Raw genomic sequence first — 17,445 nt, 5'->3', positions numbered from 1 at the left:
CTTGCCGCTAATCATGCCGGTGACAGCTCCACTGCAAGGGCAGCGGGCTGCAGCGTATTTGCACAATCGGAGATTACTGATGAAGTTACTCAATAAAGTGGCCTTTGTGACCGGCGCAGGGCAAGGCATGGGCCAGGCCATCGTCCGTGGTTTTATCGCCGAAGGCGCCAAGGTGGTGGCTGTCGACCTGAATCAGGCCGCACTCGCCGAGAGCCTGGCGGACTTGGGCGACAAGGTACTGGCCCTGGCCTGCAACGTCGGTGACGGCGCCTCCGTGGCCGATGCCATGGGCCAGGCCGAGCAACACTTCGGCGGCCTCGACATCCTGGTCAACAACGCTGGCGTGGGCGCGCTGGACAGCTTCCTCGAAACCCCGGACGAGAGTTGGGCGCGGGTGATCGGTGTGAACCTGGGTGGCACCTTCCTGTGCTGCCGCGAAGGCGCCAAGCTGATGGTCAAGGGCGGGCGCAAAGGGGCGATCATCAACCTGTCCAGCACTGCCGCACTGACCGGCGACGGTCCTAGCCATTACTGCGCTTCGAAAGCCGGGGTGATGGGCCTGACCCGCTCGATCGCCCGTGAACTGGCGGCCAGCGGCATACGCGTCAACACCCTGGTGCCGGGACCGACCAACACGCCGATGATGGCTGGCATCCCTGACGACTACATGCAAGCGCTGCTGAAAAACGTACCGTTGGGCCGCCTGTGCGAGACCGACGAGATCGCGCGTGTTGCGGTCTTCCTTGCCAGCGAAGACGCCAGCTTCATGACTGGCCAGAACATCGCGGTTAACGGCGGCATGGCCTTTATCTGATTGGAGAGTCACTGATGAGCAAGCGTTTACAGGGAAAAATTGCCTTTGTGACCGGCGCCGGTTCGGGCATCGGTGAAGCCACCGCGCTGCGGTTCGCCGAGGAGGGCGCCACCGTCGTGCTCTGCGGGCGACGCGTGGAGCCGTTGCAAGGTGTGCAGGAAAAAATCATTGGATTCGGAGGGCACGCTGAAATTGCCGTGGCCGACGTCAGCGATGAGCAGGCCTACGTCAGCGCATTGGAAGCCACCGCGCAACGTCACGGTCGCCTGGACATTCTGGTCAACAATGCGATGGCCTACACCTGGGGCAGCATCGACACAATGTCCACCGCCGACTGGCACGCCAACTTCGCCACTACCGTCGACGGCACCTTCTTTGGCACTCGCACCGCGATGCGTCTGATGAAAGAGCAGGGCGGCGGTTCGATCGTCAACATTGCCTCGATCTGCGGTCTGTTCGGCACCGCGTGGATGGCCGGTTACTCGGCGGCCAAGGCCGCGGTGATCAACTTCAGTCGGGCGGCGGCCAGTGAAGGCGCGCCAAACAACATTCGTTGCAACGTGATCATCCCTGGCGTGGTCGATACCCCGGCCACCGCCGGCATGCTCGGCGACGCCAAGGCCCGCACCAACACCGAGAAAGTCATCCCGATGAAACGGGTCGGCCTGCCGGTGGAACTGGCCAACGCCATTCTGTTCCTGGCCAGCGACGAAGCCTCCTACGTGACCGGTGCCAGCCTGGCGGTAGACGGCGGACGCGGTTCCGACCTGTACACGGTGTTCGACTGATGGGCCTGGAATCCGCCGCGCTGCTTGAGCGCATCGACCGCCTTGAATCGCTGGACGCGATCCGTCAACTGGCCGGCAAGTACGCGTTGGCCCTGGACATGCGTGACATGGATGCCATGGCTAACTGTTTCGCCCCGGATGTGCGTGTGGGGCGCGACAAGACGGGCCGTGCACACCTCAAGGCATGGCTGGACGAAACCATGCGCAAGCAGTTTCACGGCACTTCCCATCACTTGGGGCAGCACATCATCGAGTTCAGCGATCCGGATCACGCCACGGGCGTGGTCTACTCCAAGAACGAGCATGAGACCGGTCCGGAGTGGGTGATCATGCAGATGCTGTATTGGGACGACTACGAGCGGATTGACGGACGTTGGTGCTTCCGTCGTCGCTTGCCGTGCTATTGGTACGCCACCGACCTTAACAAACCACCGATTGGCGGCCTGAAAATTCGCTGGCCGGGGCGCGAACCCTATGCCGGTACGTTCCACGAGCTGTTCCCTTCCTGGGATGCGTTCTGGGCGCAACGGCCGGACAAGGACGCGTTACCGGAAATTGCCGAACCGGCACCGCTGGAGGGCTTTCTTGCAACCTTGCGGCGCGGGGCGGGGGATCCCAAGATTCGCGTTCGCTGAAGGGCGATTCTTTTATCAGACCGCCTTCGCCGGCAAGCCGGTCTCGCTCCCACATTGGATTCGTTGCCGGCCACAGTATTTGTGTACGGCCCAATCACCTGTAGGAGCCGGCTTGCCGGCGAAGGCGGTGTGTCAGTCGACACATGTATTTACTGACACGCCGCCTTCGCTGGCAAGCCAGCTCCTACAGTTGATCGGTGTGACTGCGAGGTACCGGGTTCACTAGAAATACCGTTGCCGCTTCATTCCCGCACCCGCGCCTCACGTGGCATCCCCAAGGCACGCTCGGCAATGATATTGCGCTGGATCTCATTACTGCCGCCATAAATCGTATCGGAGCGGGTAAACAGAAACAGCGATTGAAGACGACTCAGCTGATAAGACTGGCCATCGAGGACTTCGGCATCGTCGCCCAACACATCCATCGCCAGCTTCCCGAGGTCTGAGTGCCAGGTTGACCAGGCCAGTTTGTAGATCATGGCTTCGCGGCGGAGGCTGCCATCTTGTGGACCCGAGAGCATGCGCAAGGAGTTGTAGCGCAAAACCTTGAGCCCGGCCCATGCCTGGGCGATGCGCTGGCGCAGCAGTGGGTCGCGTGAAGCGCCATTGGCACGGGCAATGCGAATGATCTCGTCGAGTTCATTGTGAAACTGCATTTGCTGGCCCAGCGTCGAGGCGCCGCGCTCGAAGCCGAGCAGGGCCATGGCGATTTTCCAGCCGTCGCCCGGTTGGCCGATCAGGTTATCGGCGTGGGTCACCGCCTGATCGAAAAACACTTCGTTGAACTCGCTGGTGCCGGTCAGTTGCTGGATGGGATGCACACGGATCTGCGTCTGGGCCATCGGCACCAGCAGGAACGACAAACCGTGATGCCCTTGACTGCCAGGTTCGGTGCGCGCCAAAGCAAAACACCAGTCGGCTTCGTGGGCCAGCGAGGTCCAGACCTTCTGGCCGCTGATCAGCCAGTGTTCGCCCGTGGCGTCGAGCCTGGCCCGGGTTTGTACATTCGCCAGGTCGGATCCGGCGCCGGGTTCAGAGTAGCCCTGGCACCAGAACTCGCGGCCACCGAGGATGCCAGGCAACAGGCGCTGTTGCTGGGCCGCCGTGCCGAAGGTGGCGAGGGTCGGGCCGACCAGCCCTTCGCCGATGTGGCCCATGCGTCCTGGCCCGCCGGCGCGAGCATATTCCTCATGGAATATCACCTGCTGGCCGAGGCTCAGGCCGCGTCCGCCATGCGCCTTCGACCAACCCAGGCCAATCCAGGCACCCGCGGCGAGTTCACGCTCCCAGGCTTTGCGTTCTTCGGGAAAGCTGTGCTCGTCCCCGGGACCGCCGCGAAAGCGCAACGGCGCAAACTCGCCACTCAGGTGTTCTGTCAACCAGTGGGCGACCTCGCGACGGAAAGCCTCGTCGGCATTGCTGAAACCGATTTTCATGCGTCTTCTCCGAACAGGTGTGCCGCCAGGCGTTCGCGATGCAGTGCGGGGCTGCCCAGCATTTGCTCGCTGGCGCGGGCGCGCTTGAAGTACAGGTGCGGGTCGTATTCCCAGGTAAAACCCACGCCGCCATGCATCTGGATCGATTCGGCGGCGCAGTTGAAAAACGCTTCACTGGCGTGGATCTTCGCCGTGGCGGTGGCCATCAGCAATTCGCTGGCCACTGCTTTGTCACCGGCGGGGTCGAGGTGCTCCTGAGCCACGCAGGCGGCGTAATAGACCGCGGAGCGGGCGCACTCGACCTGCAACATCATGTCGGCGCAGCGGTGCTTGATCGCCTGGAAGCTGGCGATGGTGCGGCTGAACTGCCGGCGTTCGGCGATGTACGCCAGGGTCAGGTCGAGGACTTGTTGTGCGCCCCCGGCCTGTTCGGCAGCCAGGCCTACAGCGGCGATCTGCAAGCTCTCGCGCAGTACCGGCCAGCCCTGGTCGGGCGCGCAGAGCAATTGTGCATCGCTGACGAATACATTCTGCAGTTCGATCCGTGCCAGGCGCCGGGTCTGATCCAGGGTGGGCAGGGCAGTGCGCTCCAAGCCCGGTGTATTGGCGTCAAGGGCGAACAGGCTGATACCCGATTCCCCCTCGCTGCCAGGCGTACGCGCGGCGACGATCACCAGGTCCGCTTGCGCCCCGTCGATGACCTGGGTGTAACAACCGCTGAGGTTAAACCCTCCCGTACAGGCCCGGGCGACGGTTTGCACGCTGTGCGCATCCCATCCGGGGCCACTGGCGAACGCTAGGGTCGCGCGTGTTTCGCCACCGGCAATCGCGCTGAGCCAGCGCTCTTGCAGCGCCGGGTTGTGTCCCGACAGTAGGGCCGGGGTGGCCAGGCAGGTGGTGGCGAAGAGCGGCGAGCCCAGCAGAAAACGACCGCTCTGTTCCAGCAGGATCGCCAGCTCGACAAACCCCAGGCCCATGCCACCGAAACGCTCGGGGACCATCAGGGCCGGCCAGCACAGCTCCAGGCCGATGCGTTGCCAGACGTCGGGATCGTAGCCGTCGGCGCGAATCATGGTTGCGCGCACGGCCTGGGAATCACTGGCCGTGGCGAGAAAGCGCTCGGCGCTGTCGCGAATCATCAAATGTTCCTGGGTAAAGGCGAACTCCATGGGGGTTGTCTCTGCTAGGCGAATAGATGAGCGAGTCTAGGGCGGCGCCGGTTTGCCCCGAATCATCGAAACGGACTAGAACCCTACTGCCGCCGCCCCTGAAACCGTTGTCTTGCTTAGTCTCAATGGACGATGAAGCAGGCCTCGGCGCTTTGCACAATGCTCGCCATGCACCGAATCAGCCAACGAGGAACCCAGGCATGATCGACATTCGCGGTTTGAGCTATTTCGTCTCCCAGATCGAAAACCTCAGTCATTGGCAACGTTACGCCGAGGACGTGCTGGGCATGCAGGTACGTCCGGCGCCGGGCGGTGGCCTGTACGTAAAAATGGACGAACGTCCGTTCCGCATGCTGGTCGTCGAAGGCAGCGAGGCGCGGTACCTGGCTTCCGGCTGGGAGCTGGCCGGCGAATCGGCGTTCCAGGCCGCACTTGAGCATCTGACCGCCGCCGGTATCGAATGGCAGCCGGGCTCTGGCGCCGAGATCGAGCAGCGTGGCGTACAGGCGCTGGTCAAACTCAGCGACCCGTCGGGCAACAACCATGAATTGAGCTGGGGCCATCGCTCCGATTGCCTGCCATTTGTTTCGCCTCAGGGCGTGCCGCGGTTTATCACCGGTGACATGGGCCTGGGCCACACCGTGCTGCCGGCGCCGAACTTCGATGCCACGCTGGCGTTCGCCAAGGATGTGCTGGGTTTCGAGCTCTCGGACATTTACAACTTCCGGCCCGACCCGTCGGCCCCGGCGATCCGCATTCACTTCCTGCATTGCCACAACGCCCGCCATCACAGCCTGGCATTGGCCGAATACCCGGTGCCGTCAGGTTGCGTGCACGTGATGGTCGAGGTGGATTCGATGACCGAGGTGGGGCGCGCCCATGACCGTTTGCTGGCGCATGACGTGAGCCTGTCGGCAACCCTCGGCCAGCACCTCAACGATCGCATGACCAGCTTCTACATGAAGACGCCATCCGGTTTCGATCTGGAATACGGCTTTGGCGGATTGCAAGTCGACTGGGCCGAACATTCGGCATTCGAGTTCACCCGCGTGAGCATTTGGGGGCACGACTTTTCGGTCGGCCAACAGTAAGGAATTGTCATGATGAATAAACAACTGACAGCGGCCGATGCGGTCGCTCAATTGCGCGATGGCATGACCATCGGTTTCGGCGGCTGGGGACCACGGCGCAAGCCGATGGCGATTGTGCGCGAGATCCTGCGATCAAAGGTCAAGGACCTGACCGTGGTCGCCTACGGCGGTCCGGAAGTGGGCATGCTGTGCGCCGCCGGCAAGGTCAAGAAGCTGGTGTTCGGTTTCGCCACCCTCGACGCCATTCCGCTGGAACCCTACTACCGCAAGGCTCGCGAAGCGGGCGAACTGGAGTTGATGGAACTGGACGAAGGCATGTTCCAGTGGGGCCTGCGCGCCGCTGGCATGCGCTTGCCGTTCCTGCCGACCCGTTGCGGCCTGGCCACCGATGTGACGCGCCTGAACCCGGAGCTCAAGACCATCGCGTCGCCGTATGCCGATGGCGAGGTGCTGCTGGCCATGCCGGCGCTGAACCTCGACGTTGCGTTTGTGCATGTCAACGTCGCCGACCGCCTGGGCAACTGCCTGGTGACCGGGCCGGACCCGTATTTCGATCACCTGTTCGCCCGTGCCGCCGAGCAGTGCTTTGTCTCGTGCGAGCGCCTGGAAGAACGACTGGAACTGAGCGCCGAGATGGCCCGTTTCAACACCTTCGAGCGTTACCTGGTGAAAGGCGTGGTGCATGCGCCCCTCGGTGCGCACCCGACGCTCTGCGCCCCCGACTACGGCTGGGACATGAAGCACCTCAAGGGTTATGTCGCCAGCAGCCAGGCGGAAAACGGCTGGCAGGACTATGTGCAGACCTACATCGCCGGTGGCGAGCAGGCCTATCAGGCACAGAACGGCGGTGCCGACTCCATGGGCGCCTTGCCCCTTCCCGTGTTCTGAGGATTAGCCACTATGTCTGCAACCTGTGATTTTACCCTCGCGGAACTGATGATCGTCGCCGCATCCGAAGCCTGGCGCGGCAATGGAGAAGTGATTGCCTCGGGCCTGGGCGTGATCCCGCGCCTGGGTGCCAGCCTGGCCAAACTGACCCACAGCCCTGAACTGTTGATGACCGACAGCGAAGCGTTCCTGGTCGAAGAGCCGATTCCGTTGGGCCCGCGTGGCGACTACGTGCCGCGGTACTCGGGTTACATGTCATTTGAGCGGGTGTTCGAATGCGTGTGGGGCGGACGCCGCCACGCGATGATCGGACCGACCCAGATCGACCGCTGGGGCCAGACCAACCTGTCTTGCGTCGGCGACTATCAAAAGCCCAGGACCGCGATTCTTGGCGTGCGCGGCTTGCCAGGCAACAGCATCAACCACCTCAACTCGTTCTTCGTACCCAGCCATAACAACCGGGTGTTCGTCAGCGGCGAAGTGGACATGGTCTCCGGTGTCGGCTTCAAGGCCGAGCGCTGGCCCGAAGGTGCGCGTCGCGACTTGATGGACATCCATTGCGTGGTCAGCGACCTGTGCGTCCTCGATTTCAATGGCCCGGAGCGTGCGGTGCAGGTGCGCTCGTTGCACCCCGGCGTGAGTTTCGAGCAGGTCCAGGACAACACCGGCTTCCCGTTGCTCAAGTCGGCGCAGTTGCACGAGACGGTACACCCGACCCAAGAGCAGTTGGCCCTGATCCGCCGACTCGACCCCCACGATTACCGCGCCACGGCGATCAAGGGCAACCCGCCCGGCATCCGTACGGCCTGAGGCGAGGACAGTGAACATGCACAGCAGCGAGAGTGAATTCGTCGTCCGCGAGGACAAAGCCGTCTACGAAACAGACACACCGGTGCTGTACGGCGTGGCCGAGGGGATCGCCACGCTGACGCTGAACCGGCCGACCTTCAACAACGCGCAAAACTCGCAAATGACCTACGCGCTGGACGCCGCCTTTCGCGAGGCGGTGAACGACGACAACGTCAAGGTCATCGTCCTGCGCGGCAATGGCAAACATTTCTCGGCAGGCCACGATATCGGCACGCCGGGACGCGATATCGACAAGCCGTTCGAGCGTGCACACCTGTGGTGGGACCACACCAACAAGCCCGGTGGCGAGCAGCTGTATGCCCGCGAGCAGGAGGTGTACCTGGGCATGTGCCGGCGCTGGCGTGAACTGCCCAAGCCGACCATCGCCATGGTCCAGGGCGCGTGCGTGGCGGGCGGGCTGATGCTGGCCTGGGTCTGCGATTTGATCGTCGCCAGCGATGACGCGTTCTTCCAGGATCCGGTGGTGCGCATGGGCATTCCGGGGGTGGAGTATTTTGCCCATCCCTATGAAATGAACCCGCGTATCGCCAAGGAATTCCTCTTCACCGGTGACCGCATGAGCGCCACCCGGGCCTGGCAAGTGGGCATGGTCAACCGCATGGTGCCCCGCGAAGAGCTGGAGCAGGCCACCTATGCCCTGGCCGCCGGCATCGCCCGTCAGCCGCGCATGGGCCTGGCCCTGACCAAACAGGCGATCAACCACGTCGAGGACCTGCAAGGCAAGCGCACGGCGATGGATGCGGTGTTCGCCTGGCACCAGTTCGCGCATGCCCATAACGAGCTGTTGTCTGGCGACAAACTGGGCGGCTTCGACGCCAAGGGCATGGCCCGGGCCAACAAGCAGGCAGAGGACAACAGCCAATGAATCGCTGGCTGGATACGCCACTGACCGAGGCCCTCGGTTGCCGCTACCCGATTGTGCAAACCGCCATGGGTTGGGTTGCCGATGCCAACTTGGTGATCGCCACCACCCAGGCCGGGGGCTTCGGTTTCCTGGCCGGGGCGACCATCGCGGCCGATGAGCTGGAAGGCGAAATCCGCAAGGTGATCGACGCCACCGGTGGCAGCAACTTCGGGCTCAATTTTCATATGTTCCAGGACAACGCCGCGCAGTGCGTCGACCTGGCGATCCAGTACCGCCTGCGCGCCGTGAGCTACGGACGCGGCCCGGACAAAAAGACCATCGCGCGGTTCAAGGCGGCCAAGGTGTTGTGCATTCCCACCGTGGGCGCACTCAAACATGCATTGAAGGCTGTGGAACTGGGCGCCGACCTGATCACCATTCAGGGCGGCGAGGGCGGCGGTCATACCGGCGGCGTACCCAGTTCCATTCTGTTGCCTCAGGTACTGGCCGCGGTCAAGGTGCCGGTGATCGCCGCCGGCGGTTATGCCACCGGTCGTGGCCTGGCTTCGGTGCTGGCTGCCGGGGGCGCCGGCATCGCCATGGGCACGCGGTTCCTGATGACCCGCGAATCGCCGACACCGGTCGCGACCCTGGAGCGCTACCTGAAAGTCAGCGACCCGCAACAGGTGCGCGTGACCACCGCGGTGGATGGCATGCGCCACCGCATGATCGAAAACCGTTTTATCAATCATCTGGAAAAGGCCGGTCCGTTCGGTCGCCTGCGCATTGCCCTGGGCAGTGCCTGGCAGTGGAAGCAGCAGACCGGCATGAGCCTGGGGCACATGGCCTCGGTGTTTATCCGTGCGTTGCGTGAAGACCCGTCGCAGCTGTCGCAAGTGGTGATGGCCGCCAACCAGCCGGTGCTGTTGCAGCGCTCGATGGTCGATGGCGCCCCGGACGAGGGCATCTTGCCCAGCGGCCAGGTGGCGGCGGCCATCGGTGAATTGCTCAGTTGTCGTGAAGTCATTGAAGGCATCGCCAGCGAGGCCCAGCAATGTCTGGACGCACTCCTGACCCGCAGCCAGACCCACCTTTCGAACCATCCCGCCAGTATTGGAGAACCCCTGTGAACCAGGCATTTACGACACAACTCAATCAGGGGATCGCTGAACTGGTGATCGCCAAACCTCCGGTCAACGCCCTCGACAGCCAGGAATGGCACGCTCTGGCGCGACAGATCGAAGCCCTCGGGGCCAATCCCGATGTGCGGGTGATCGTGATCCGCGCCGAAGGCCGCGGCTTTTGCGCCGGTGTCGACATCAAGGAGCTGGACAAGTATCCAGAGCGGATCGTCGAGGTCAACGCCGGTAACTACGCCACATTCAAGGCCGTGCACCGCAACCCGGTGCCGGTGATTGTCGCAGTGCACGGTTTTGTCCTGGGCGGCGGCATCGGCATCACCGGGGCGGCAGACATTGTCGTGGCTTCTGACTGCGCGACCTTCGCCTTGCCGGAAGTCGACCGTGGCGCCATGGGCGGCGGTGCGCATTTGCAACGGCTGTTCCCGGTGCAAAAAGTCCGTTACCTGTTCTTTACCGGCGACAGTATCGGCGCCCCCGAAGCCCTGCAATACGGCTTTATCGAGCGGATCGTCAGCAAGGACCAACTGCGCGAAACCGCTCTGGGCATCGCGGCGAAAATCGCCGAAAAGAGCCCGGGCATGATCCGCATCGCCAAGGAAGCCTTGAACGGCATCGAAGACGGCAACCTGGAAGACAAATACCGCTGGGAGCAGGGCTTCACCATGCAGGCCTACAGCAGCCCGGACTCCGCGGAAACGCGCCGGGCCTTCGTCGAAAAACGCGACGCCAAGTTCTGAGAGAACGCCATGGAACTGACTTATACCCCCAAGCAAACCGCCTTCCGCGCCGAAGTACGCGCCTGGTTGGCGGCCAACCTTCCGCGCGAACCGCTGGCCAGCTACGACACCCGGGAAGGCTTTGAGCAGCACCGCGCCTGGGAAGCGAAGCTGTTCGACAGCCGCTGGTCGATGGTGATGTGGCCCGCCGAACTGGGCGGTCGCGGTTGCGATTTGATCGAGTGGCTGATCTTCGAAGAGGAGTATTACGGTGCCGGGGCGCCGATGCGCGTCAACCAGAACGGCCAGTTGTTGCTGGGGCCGACCCTGATGGAGTTTGGCACCCCTGAACAGAAACAGCGTTTTCTCCCGCGCATGGCCGCCAGCCTCGACATGTGGGCACAAGGCTGGTCGGAACCGAATGCCGGTTCGGACATGGCAGCGATCACCAGCAAGGCCACGCTCGACGGCGATCATTACGTGATCAACGGCCAGAAAACCTGGTCGACCCGAGCGACCTTCGCCGACTGGCTATTCGGCCTGTTCCGCAGCGAACCGGGCTCCTCGCGCCACCACGGCCTGTCGTTCGTGATGGTGCCACTGAATGCGCCGGGCGTGAGCATTCGTCCGATCAAGGCACTCAATGGCAAGGACGCCTTTGCCGAAGTGTTTTTCGACGACGTGCGCGTGCCGGTGGCCAACCGCATCGGTGCCGAAGGGCAGGGCTGGCATGTGGCAATGGCCACCGCCGGTTTTGAACGCGGGTTGCTGCTGCGTTCACCGGCGCGTTTCCAGTACACCGCACGCAAGTTGGTGGAACTGTACAAGGCCAACCGCGCCAGCGCCGACCGCGATCCGGGCCTGCGTGACGCGGTGCTGGACACCTGGATGGGTGCCGAGGCCTACGCCCTGTCGGCCTACCACACGGTCGGGCGCCTCAGCCGGGGTGAACAGATCGGTGCCGAGTCGAGCATCAACAAGATCATCTGGTCGGAGCTCGACCTGAAAATGCACGAAACCGCCATGCGCATTCTGGGAGCCCGCGCCGAGCTGCTGCCGGCTGCCGATGCCGATGCCGATGCCGATGCCGATGCTGCAGGCTGGCTGGAGGGTTTCCTGTTCGCCCAGGCCGGGCCGATCTACGCCGGGACCAACGAAATCCAGCGCAATATCATTGCCGAGCGGATGCTCGGCTTGCCGAAATAAGGAACGGGCCATGGACTTCACTTTTACCGATGACCAGCTGACGTTTCGCGAAGCCATCAGTCGTTTCCTGATGACTGAAGCCGCCCCGGAGATGCTCCGGGAAATCTGGGAAACCGATGTCGGTCGCTCACCGGACCTGCGTCACAAGATCGCCGCTCAGGGCCTGACCGCCTTGTCGGTCCCCGAAGCCGAGGGTGGCCTGGGCATGGACGATGTGGCCTGGGCGCTGATGACCCAGGAGCTGGGGTATTACGCGATTCCCGATTCCCTGGCCGACACCGCGTATGTCGCCACCGGCTTGCTCGCCAGCCTGGCGACCGATCACCCGGCACGCAGCAGCTTGTTGCCACGGATCGCCGAAGGCACATTGCGCCTTGCCATCAGCCACCCCGTCAACTTGCTGGTCAGCGATGCGCAACTGGCAGAAGTGTTGATCCTCATCGATGGCGATGACATTCACGTGGTGCCGCGTTCGCAGGTGGATGTGCAGCCCCGGACGAGCATCGATGCGTCGCGGCGCCTGGGTCGGGTGACCTGGAACCCGACACCGGCCACCTGTGTGGCCAGCGGCGCTGCGGGCCGTGCCTTGCAAGCGCGACTGCTCGACCGTGGCGCCTTGTCGGTGGCCGGGCAATTGCTCGGGCTGGCGCAACGCATGCTCGATTTGTCGGTGGACTACGTCGCTCAGCGCAAGCAGTTCGGCAAGCCCATCGGCAGTTTCCAGGCGGTCAAGCATCATTTGGCCGATGTCGCCCGGCAGATCGAACAGGCCAAACCCGTGCTGTACCGCGCCGCCCACGGTCTGGCCCAAGGCGACAGCAACGCCAGCGTCTGGGTTTCCCAGGCCCGCCTGGCCTGCTGCGAGGCAAGCGGGATCGCCGCGCGCAAGGGCATTCAGGTGCACGGCGCAATGGGTTACACCTGGGAAGTCGATCTGCAGATGTTCATGAAACGTGCCTGGGCGCTCGATGCGTCCTGGGGTGATCGCGGCTTCCACAAAACCCGAGTCAGCGACTACCTGTTCGCCGACGGTGCCCGCCTGGGCCCGGGCCATACCTTCGAGGAGTGAGTCATGCCAGAGGCCTATATTGTTGATGCACTGCGCAGCCCGACCGGCAAGCGCAAGGGTGCCTTGAGCGAGGTCCACGCCATAGACCTGGGGGCTCATGTGCTCAGGGCATTGGTGGAACGCAACGCCATTCCAGGCGAAGACTATGACGACGTGATATTCGGTTGCGTCGACACCATCGGCTCCCAGGCCGGTGATATTGCCCGTACCAGTTGGCTCGCCGCCGGGTTGCCGCTGAATGTGCCCGGCACCACGATCGATCGCCAGTGCGGGTCGTCGCAACAGGCGCTGCATTTTGCGGCGCAGGCGGTGATGAGCGGCACCCAGGATGTGATCGCCGTGGGCGGGGTGCAAACCATGACCCGGATTCCGATTTCCTCGGCCATGCTCGCCGGGCAACCCTTGGGTTTTGCCGATCCGTTTTCCGGTAGCGAAGGTTGGCGCGCACGTTTCGGTAATCAGCCGGTCAACCAGTTCTACGCCGCCCAGCGCATCGCCGATCATTGGGGCATCACTCGTGAGCAGATGGAAGCGTTTGCCCTGCAAAGCCATAGCCGCGCCTTGGCCGCCATCGAGAGCGGGCGTTTCGCGCGGGAAATCGTCGCGTGCAACGGCCTGTTTGCGGATGAAACCCCGCGCCTGACCAGCCTGGCAAAAATGGCCGAGCTGCAGCCGGTGGACCCGCAATTCCCCTCGATCACCGCGGCCGTTTCGAGCCAGACCTGCGACGCCTCGGCGGCGTTGCTGGTGGTGTCCGAGGCGGCGCTCAAGCGTTACGACTTGACGCCACGGGCGCGCATCCATCACCTGACGGTGCTGGGCGATGATCCGATCTGGCACCTGACCGCGCCCATCGCCGCGACACGCCGGGCCCTGGCAAAAACCGGCCTGCGCATGAGCGATATCGACCGGGTAGAGATCAACGAAGCCTTTGCCTCCGTGGTCATGGCCTGGACCAGGGAGCTGGACTACGACCCGGCGCGCACCAACGTCAACGGTGGCGCCATTGCCCTGGGTCACCCGCTCGGCGCCACGGGAGCCCGGCTGATGACCACGCTGTTGAACGAGCTGGAATGCAGCGGTGGCCGTTATGGCCTGCAAACGATGTGCGAAGGCGGCGGCCAGGCCAACGTCACGATCATCGAACGCCTCTAGGTTTTTCCCATCCGTGCCGCCGTCCGCTGGGCGTGCGGTCACGCAGTCATAAGGAGTCAAGCATGGCTATTTGTTCAGGCCGCACCGTGATCATCACCGGGGCCGGCGGCGGACTCGGTCGCGCCTACGCGCTGGCGTTCGCGGCGGCGGGCGCCAACGTGGTGATCAACGATATTCGCGCCGACGCGGCGCAGGATGTAGCGGGCGAGATCCGCGCCAACGGTGGCCAGGCCATCGCCAACAGTGACGACATCACCACCCTGGCCACCGCCGAGCGCATCGTCGAAGCCGCAGTGGCGGCGTTCGGTGAGGTGCACGTGCTGGTCAACAATGCTGGCGTCCTGCGCGACCGCATGTTCATCAGCCTCAGCGAAGAGGATTGGGACATGGTCATGCGCGTGCACCTCAAGGGCCATTATTGCCTGGCGAACCTGTTGGGGCGGCGTTGGCGCGATCTGGCCAAGGCCGGCACTCCGGTCGACGCACGTATCATCAACACCAGTTCCGGCGCGGGCCTGCAAGGTTCGGTGGGGCAGTCCAACTATTCGGCGGCCAAGGGCGGGATTGCCGCGCTGACCCTGGTGCAGGCCGCTGAGCTGGCGCGCTACGGCATCACCGCCAACGCGTTGGCCCCGGCGGCACGGACCTCGATGACCGAAAGCGCCATGCCCGACGTGGTCAAGAAACCTGAGGACGGCAGTTTCGACGCCTGGGCGCCGGACAACGTCGCACCGCTGGTGGTGTGGTTGGGCAGCGCCGAATCGGCCCACGTCAGCGGCCAGATTTTCGAGAGCCAGGGTGGCCGCATTTCCCTTGGGGACGGCTGGCGCACCGGGGTCACCCGCGATAAAGGCGCGTTGTGGCGTGTCGAGGAAATCGGCGCCGCCGTGGCTGAGATTCTCGCCGAAGCGCCTGCGGCGCAGCGTGTCTGGGGCAGCTGACCGCGCAAAGCCGGCCGCCGGATGCGGTCATACCCCGTTTTGACGATGTGCCGGCTCGGGCGTGGCTTTATACCTGACAGCGAACTGATACCTTCGGAGGTAAACGCTGTGAAACAAGCTCCCCCTTATGTCCCGGGCCATCAATTACTGGCTGGAAAATCCGTGCTGATTACCGCTGCCGCAGGGGCCGGTATCGGTTACTCGGCCGCCCGGCGCAGCGCCGAGGAGGGCTGCCGGGCACTGATGATTTCCGACGTGCACCCGCGCCGCCTCGAAGAAGCCGTGGAGCGCCTCAAGGCCGAAACCGGCCTGCATGCCATTTACGGCCAGCTGTGCAATGTCACAATCGAAGACGAAGTCCAGGCCCTGGTGGCGAGTGCGGAAGAGTTGCTGGGCGGTGTCGATGTGTTGATCAACAACGCCGGCCTCGGTGGCCAGAAACTCGTGGTCGAGATGAGTGACGAAGAATGGCTGCGAGTGCTGGATGTGACTCTGACCGGCACATTTCGCATGACCCGCGCGATGCTGCCACACATGCAGCGCCGTGGCGCCGGCGCCATCGTCAACAATGCCTCCGTCCTGGGTTGGCGCGCACAGAAGGAACAGGCCCATTACGCCGCGGCCAAGGCCGGGGTGATGGCCCTGACCCGTTGCAGTGCGCTGGAAGCTGCCGAGTTCGGCGTGCGCATCAACGCGGTTTCACCGTCGATTGCCCTGCATGATTTTCTCAAGAAGGCCTCCAGTGAAGAGCTGCTCGCCAGCCTCGCCGGGCGCGAGGCATTCGGCCGTGCCGCCGAAGTCTGGGAAGTCGCCAACGTGATGATGTTCCTGGCCAGCGACTACGCCTCCTACATGGTTGGCGAAGTATTGTCCGTCAGTTCCCAACAAGCCTGAGGAGTGGGCCATGAGTCATGTTTTCAGCAGTGCCCAGGCGTTGCTCGAGGCCGAGGGCCTGGACCTGGGTTGCACCGAGTGGCTGACCATCAGCCAGCAGCGCATTGATCTGTTTGCCGAAGCCACCGGTGATCACCAGTGGATTCATGTCGACCCGGTGCGCGCCGCCAGCGGGCCGTTTGGCGTCTGTATCGCCCACGGCTACCTGACCCAGTCACTCGTCAACCTGTTCCTGCCGCAATTGCTCACCATTGACAACATGGCCATGGGCGTCAATTACGGCAGCGACCGCGTGCGCTTCCCGGCGCCGGTCAAGGTGGAGTCGCGGGTGCGCGGCAGCGCCAGCATCGTGCGTGCCGAACAACTGGCGGACGCCGTGCAACTGGTGGTACGCGTGACCGTGGAAGTCGAGGGCCAGGCGCGGCCCGGCTGTGTGATCGACACCATTAGCCGTTACACCTTCAACCCTATTACCGAGTGAGCCTGTCATGGACCTGAATGAAGTTGTCATCGTTGCCACTGCGCGGACCGCGCTCGCCAAATCGTTTCGCGGTTCGTTCAACGATACCGAAGCCCCGGTACTGGGCGGACATGTGGTGCGTGCGGTGGTCGAGCGCGCCGGCATCGAGCCGGGTGAAGTAGACGATGTGATCATGGGCGCGGCGGTGCAGCAGGGCACCCAGGCCTACAACATCGGCCGCCTCTGCGCTTATACCGGCGGCTTGCCGGACACCGTGCCGGGCATGGCCCTGGACCGCATGTGCGCCTCGGGCCTGATGAGCATCGGCGTAGCCGCCAAAGGCATCATGACCGGCGAGATGAACATCGCCATTGGCGGTGGCGTGGAGTCGCTGTCACTGACCCAGACCAAGCACAAAAACAGCTATCGCGCCCAGTCCGAAGCCGTGCTGGAAATCATGCCCAGCGCCTATATCCCGATGCTGGAAACCGCCGAAATGGTCTCGCGCCGTTATGGCATCAGCCGCGCGGCCCAGGACGAGTATTCCCTGCAGAGCCAACTGCGCACCGCCGCCGCCCAACGTGATGGCTTGTTCGACGATGAAATCGTCGGCTTGAGCGTTGATAAGTTGTGCTTCGATGCAGGTGGCCAGCCCAGCGGCCATCAGCGTGTGCTGGTCGAGCGTGACGAATGCAATCGACCGAACACGCGCCTGGAAGACCTGGCTTCGCTGAAACCGGTGTGGAAGGACGGTAAATGGATCGAGCAGGGTGAATTCATTACCGCCGGCAATGCTTCGCAGTTCTCCGATGGCGCCTCGGCCAGCCTGCTGATGAGCCGCGCTGAAGCCAAGCGTCGGGGGCTGACACCGTTGGGCATCTACCGAGGCATTGCCGTGGGTGGCTGCGCGCCGGAGGAAATGGGCATTGGCCCGGTGGTGGCAGTGCCGAAATTGCTCAAGCGCTTTGGCCTGAGCGTGTCGGATATCGGCCTGTGGGAAATCAACGAAGCCTTTGCCTGCCAGGTCCTGCATTGCCGCGATGCACTGCAAATCCCGGCGGAACGTCTGAACGTCAACGGCGGCGCGATTGCCATCGGCCACCCGTTCGGCATGTCCGGCGCACGCATGGTCGGTCACGCACTGCTGGAGGGTCGCCGTCGCGGCGTCCGTTATGTGGTGGTCGCCATGTGCATTGGCGGCGGCATGGGTGCGGCCGGTTTGTTCGAATTGCCGTAGGGTTGACCAAGGTGCGTTGAGCGCCGATAACACCCATTACGATTAAATTGATGCGGGCCATGCAGTCCTGGCCCGCTGCTGGGGAGTGGT

Annotated in this window: 18 protein-coding genes; 16 read left to right on the top strand and 2 right to left on the bottom strand. The window is 63.5% G+C overall.

Features of this window, described 5'->3' with window-relative positions:
* Positions 1-79: 79 nt before the first annotated feature.
* From ACA067_RS18450 to ACA067_RS18440, 3 genes are read left to right on the top strand one after another with little or no spacing between them, the layout of a single operon-like run.
* A complete protein-coding gene (locus ACA067_RS18450) occupies positions 80-814 on the top strand; it encodes an SDR family NAD(P)-dependent oxidoreductase (RefSeq protein WP_497457888.1) in 735 nt (244 codons plus the stop codon).
* Between the two features lie 14 nt (positions 815-828).
* Positions 829-1,602, top strand: a complete 774-nt coding sequence (locus tag ACA067_RS18445; protein WP_150804862.1) for an SDR family NAD(P)-dependent oxidoreductase — start codon at positions 829-831, stop codon at positions 1,600-1,602.
* Positions 1,603-1,607: 5 nt separating this feature from the next.
* Positions 1,608-2,237, top strand: coding sequence for a nuclear transport factor 2 family protein (locus ACA067_RS18440; RefSeq protein ID WP_497462805.1), 630 nt, complete (start codon positions 1,608-1,610; stop codon positions 2,235-2,237).
* Positions 2,238-2,479: 242 nt separating this feature from the next.
* Here ACA067_RS18440 and ACA067_RS18435 read toward each other — a convergent pair whose 3' ends face one another.
* Both ACA067_RS18435 and ACA067_RS18430 read right to left on the bottom strand, forming a co-directional pair.
* A complete protein-coding gene (locus ACA067_RS18435) occupies positions 2,480-3,673 on the bottom strand; it encodes an acyl-CoA dehydrogenase family protein (RefSeq protein WP_497457887.1) in 1,194 nt (397 codons plus the stop codon).
* A complete protein-coding gene (locus tag ACA067_RS18430; RefSeq protein ID WP_497457886.1) occupies positions 3,670-4,842 on the bottom strand; it encodes an acyl-CoA dehydrogenase family protein in 1,173 nt (390 codons plus the stop codon). Before ACA067_RS18430 ends, ACA067_RS18435 begins: the two co-directional genes overlap by 4 nt.
* Before the next feature lie 200 nt (positions 4,843-5,042).
* Here ACA067_RS18430 and ACA067_RS18425 point away from each other — a divergent pair, with 200 nt between their 5' ends.
* The 13 genes from ACA067_RS18425 (at position 5,043) to ACA067_RS18365 (ending at position 17,355) form a co-directional block, all read left to right on the top strand.
* Positions 5,043-5,933: a VOC family protein gene (locus ACA067_RS18425; RefSeq protein WP_497457885.1), complete on the top strand. Its 891-nt coding sequence runs from the start codon at positions 5,043-5,045 to the stop codon at positions 5,931-5,933.
* A 12-nt stretch (positions 5,934-5,945) separates the two neighbouring features.
* Positions 5,946-6,821 carry a CoA transferase subunit A gene (locus ACA067_RS18420; protein WP_497462804.1) on the top strand — a complete coding sequence of 292 codons (876 nt, stop codon included), beginning with the start codon at positions 5,946-5,948 and terminating at the stop codon, positions 6,819-6,821.
* 12 nt (positions 6,822-6,833) lie between these two features.
* Entirely contained in the window at positions 6,834-7,631 is a 798-nt protein-coding gene (locus tag ACA067_RS18415; RefSeq protein WP_150784245.1) for a CoA-transferase subunit beta, read from the top strand.
* A gap of 16 nt (positions 7,632-7,647) precedes the next feature.
* Positions 7,648-8,556, top strand: a complete 909-nt coding sequence (locus tag ACA067_RS18410) for an enoyl-CoA hydratase (protein ID WP_497457884.1) — start codon at positions 7,648-7,650, stop codon at positions 8,554-8,556.
* Positions 8,553-9,665 (top strand): NAD(P)H-dependent flavin oxidoreductase, encoded by a 1,113-nt coding sequence (locus ACA067_RS18405; protein ID WP_497457883.1) that lies wholly within the window; start codon positions 8,553-8,555, stop codon positions 9,663-9,665. Before ACA067_RS18410 ends, ACA067_RS18405 begins: the two co-directional genes overlap by 4 nt.
* Positions 9,662-10,414 carry an enoyl-CoA hydratase family protein gene (locus ACA067_RS18400; RefSeq protein ID WP_497457882.1) on the top strand — a complete coding sequence of 251 codons (753 nt, stop codon included), beginning with the start codon at positions 9,662-9,664 and terminating at the stop codon, positions 10,412-10,414. The genes ACA067_RS18405 and ACA067_RS18400 overlap by 4 nt, the downstream gene beginning before the upstream one ends.
* A 9-nt stretch (positions 10,415-10,423) precedes the next feature.
* Complete coding sequence (locus ACA067_RS18395) at positions 10,424-11,599, top strand: acyl-CoA dehydrogenase family protein (protein WP_497457881.1); 1,176 nt, start codon at positions 10,424-10,426, stop codon at positions 11,597-11,599.
* A gap of 10 nt (positions 11,600-11,609) precedes the next feature.
* Entirely contained in the window at positions 11,610-12,668 is a 1,059-nt protein-coding gene (locus tag ACA067_RS18390; protein ID WP_497457880.1) for an acyl-CoA dehydrogenase family protein, read from the top strand.
* A gap of 3 nt (positions 12,669-12,671) precedes the next feature.
* Complete coding sequence (locus ACA067_RS18385; RefSeq protein WP_497457879.1) at positions 12,672-13,823, top strand: acetyl-CoA C-acetyltransferase; 1,152 nt, start codon at positions 12,672-12,674, stop codon at positions 13,821-13,823.
* Between the two features lie 62 nt (positions 13,824-13,885).
* Complete coding sequence (locus ACA067_RS18380; RefSeq protein WP_128872408.1) at positions 13,886-14,764, top strand: SDR family oxidoreductase; 879 nt, start codon at positions 13,886-13,888, stop codon at positions 14,762-14,764.
* A gap of 108 nt (positions 14,765-14,872) precedes the next feature.
* Positions 14,873-15,658 carry an SDR family oxidoreductase gene (locus tag ACA067_RS18375; RefSeq protein WP_497457878.1) on the top strand — a complete coding sequence of 262 codons (786 nt, stop codon included), beginning with the start codon at positions 14,873-14,875 and terminating at the stop codon, positions 15,656-15,658.
* A 10-nt stretch (positions 15,659-15,668) separates the two neighbouring features.
* A complete protein-coding gene (locus ACA067_RS18370; RefSeq protein ID WP_497457877.1) occupies positions 15,669-16,139 on the top strand; it encodes a MaoC family dehydratase in 471 nt (156 codons plus the stop codon).
* A gap of 7 nt (positions 16,140-16,146) precedes the next feature.
* Positions 16,147-17,355 (top strand): acetyl-CoA C-acyltransferase, encoded by a 1,209-nt coding sequence (locus ACA067_RS18365; RefSeq protein WP_497457876.1) that lies wholly within the window; start codon positions 16,147-16,149, stop codon positions 17,353-17,355.
* Positions 17,356-17,445: the final 90 nt, after the last annotated feature.

The sequence above is a fragment of the Pseudomonas sp. LBUM1674 genome, from assembly GCF_059695635.1.
The sequence above is the reverse complement of the archived record's forward strand: the minus strand, read 5'-3'. Positions and strand labels throughout refer to the sequence as shown.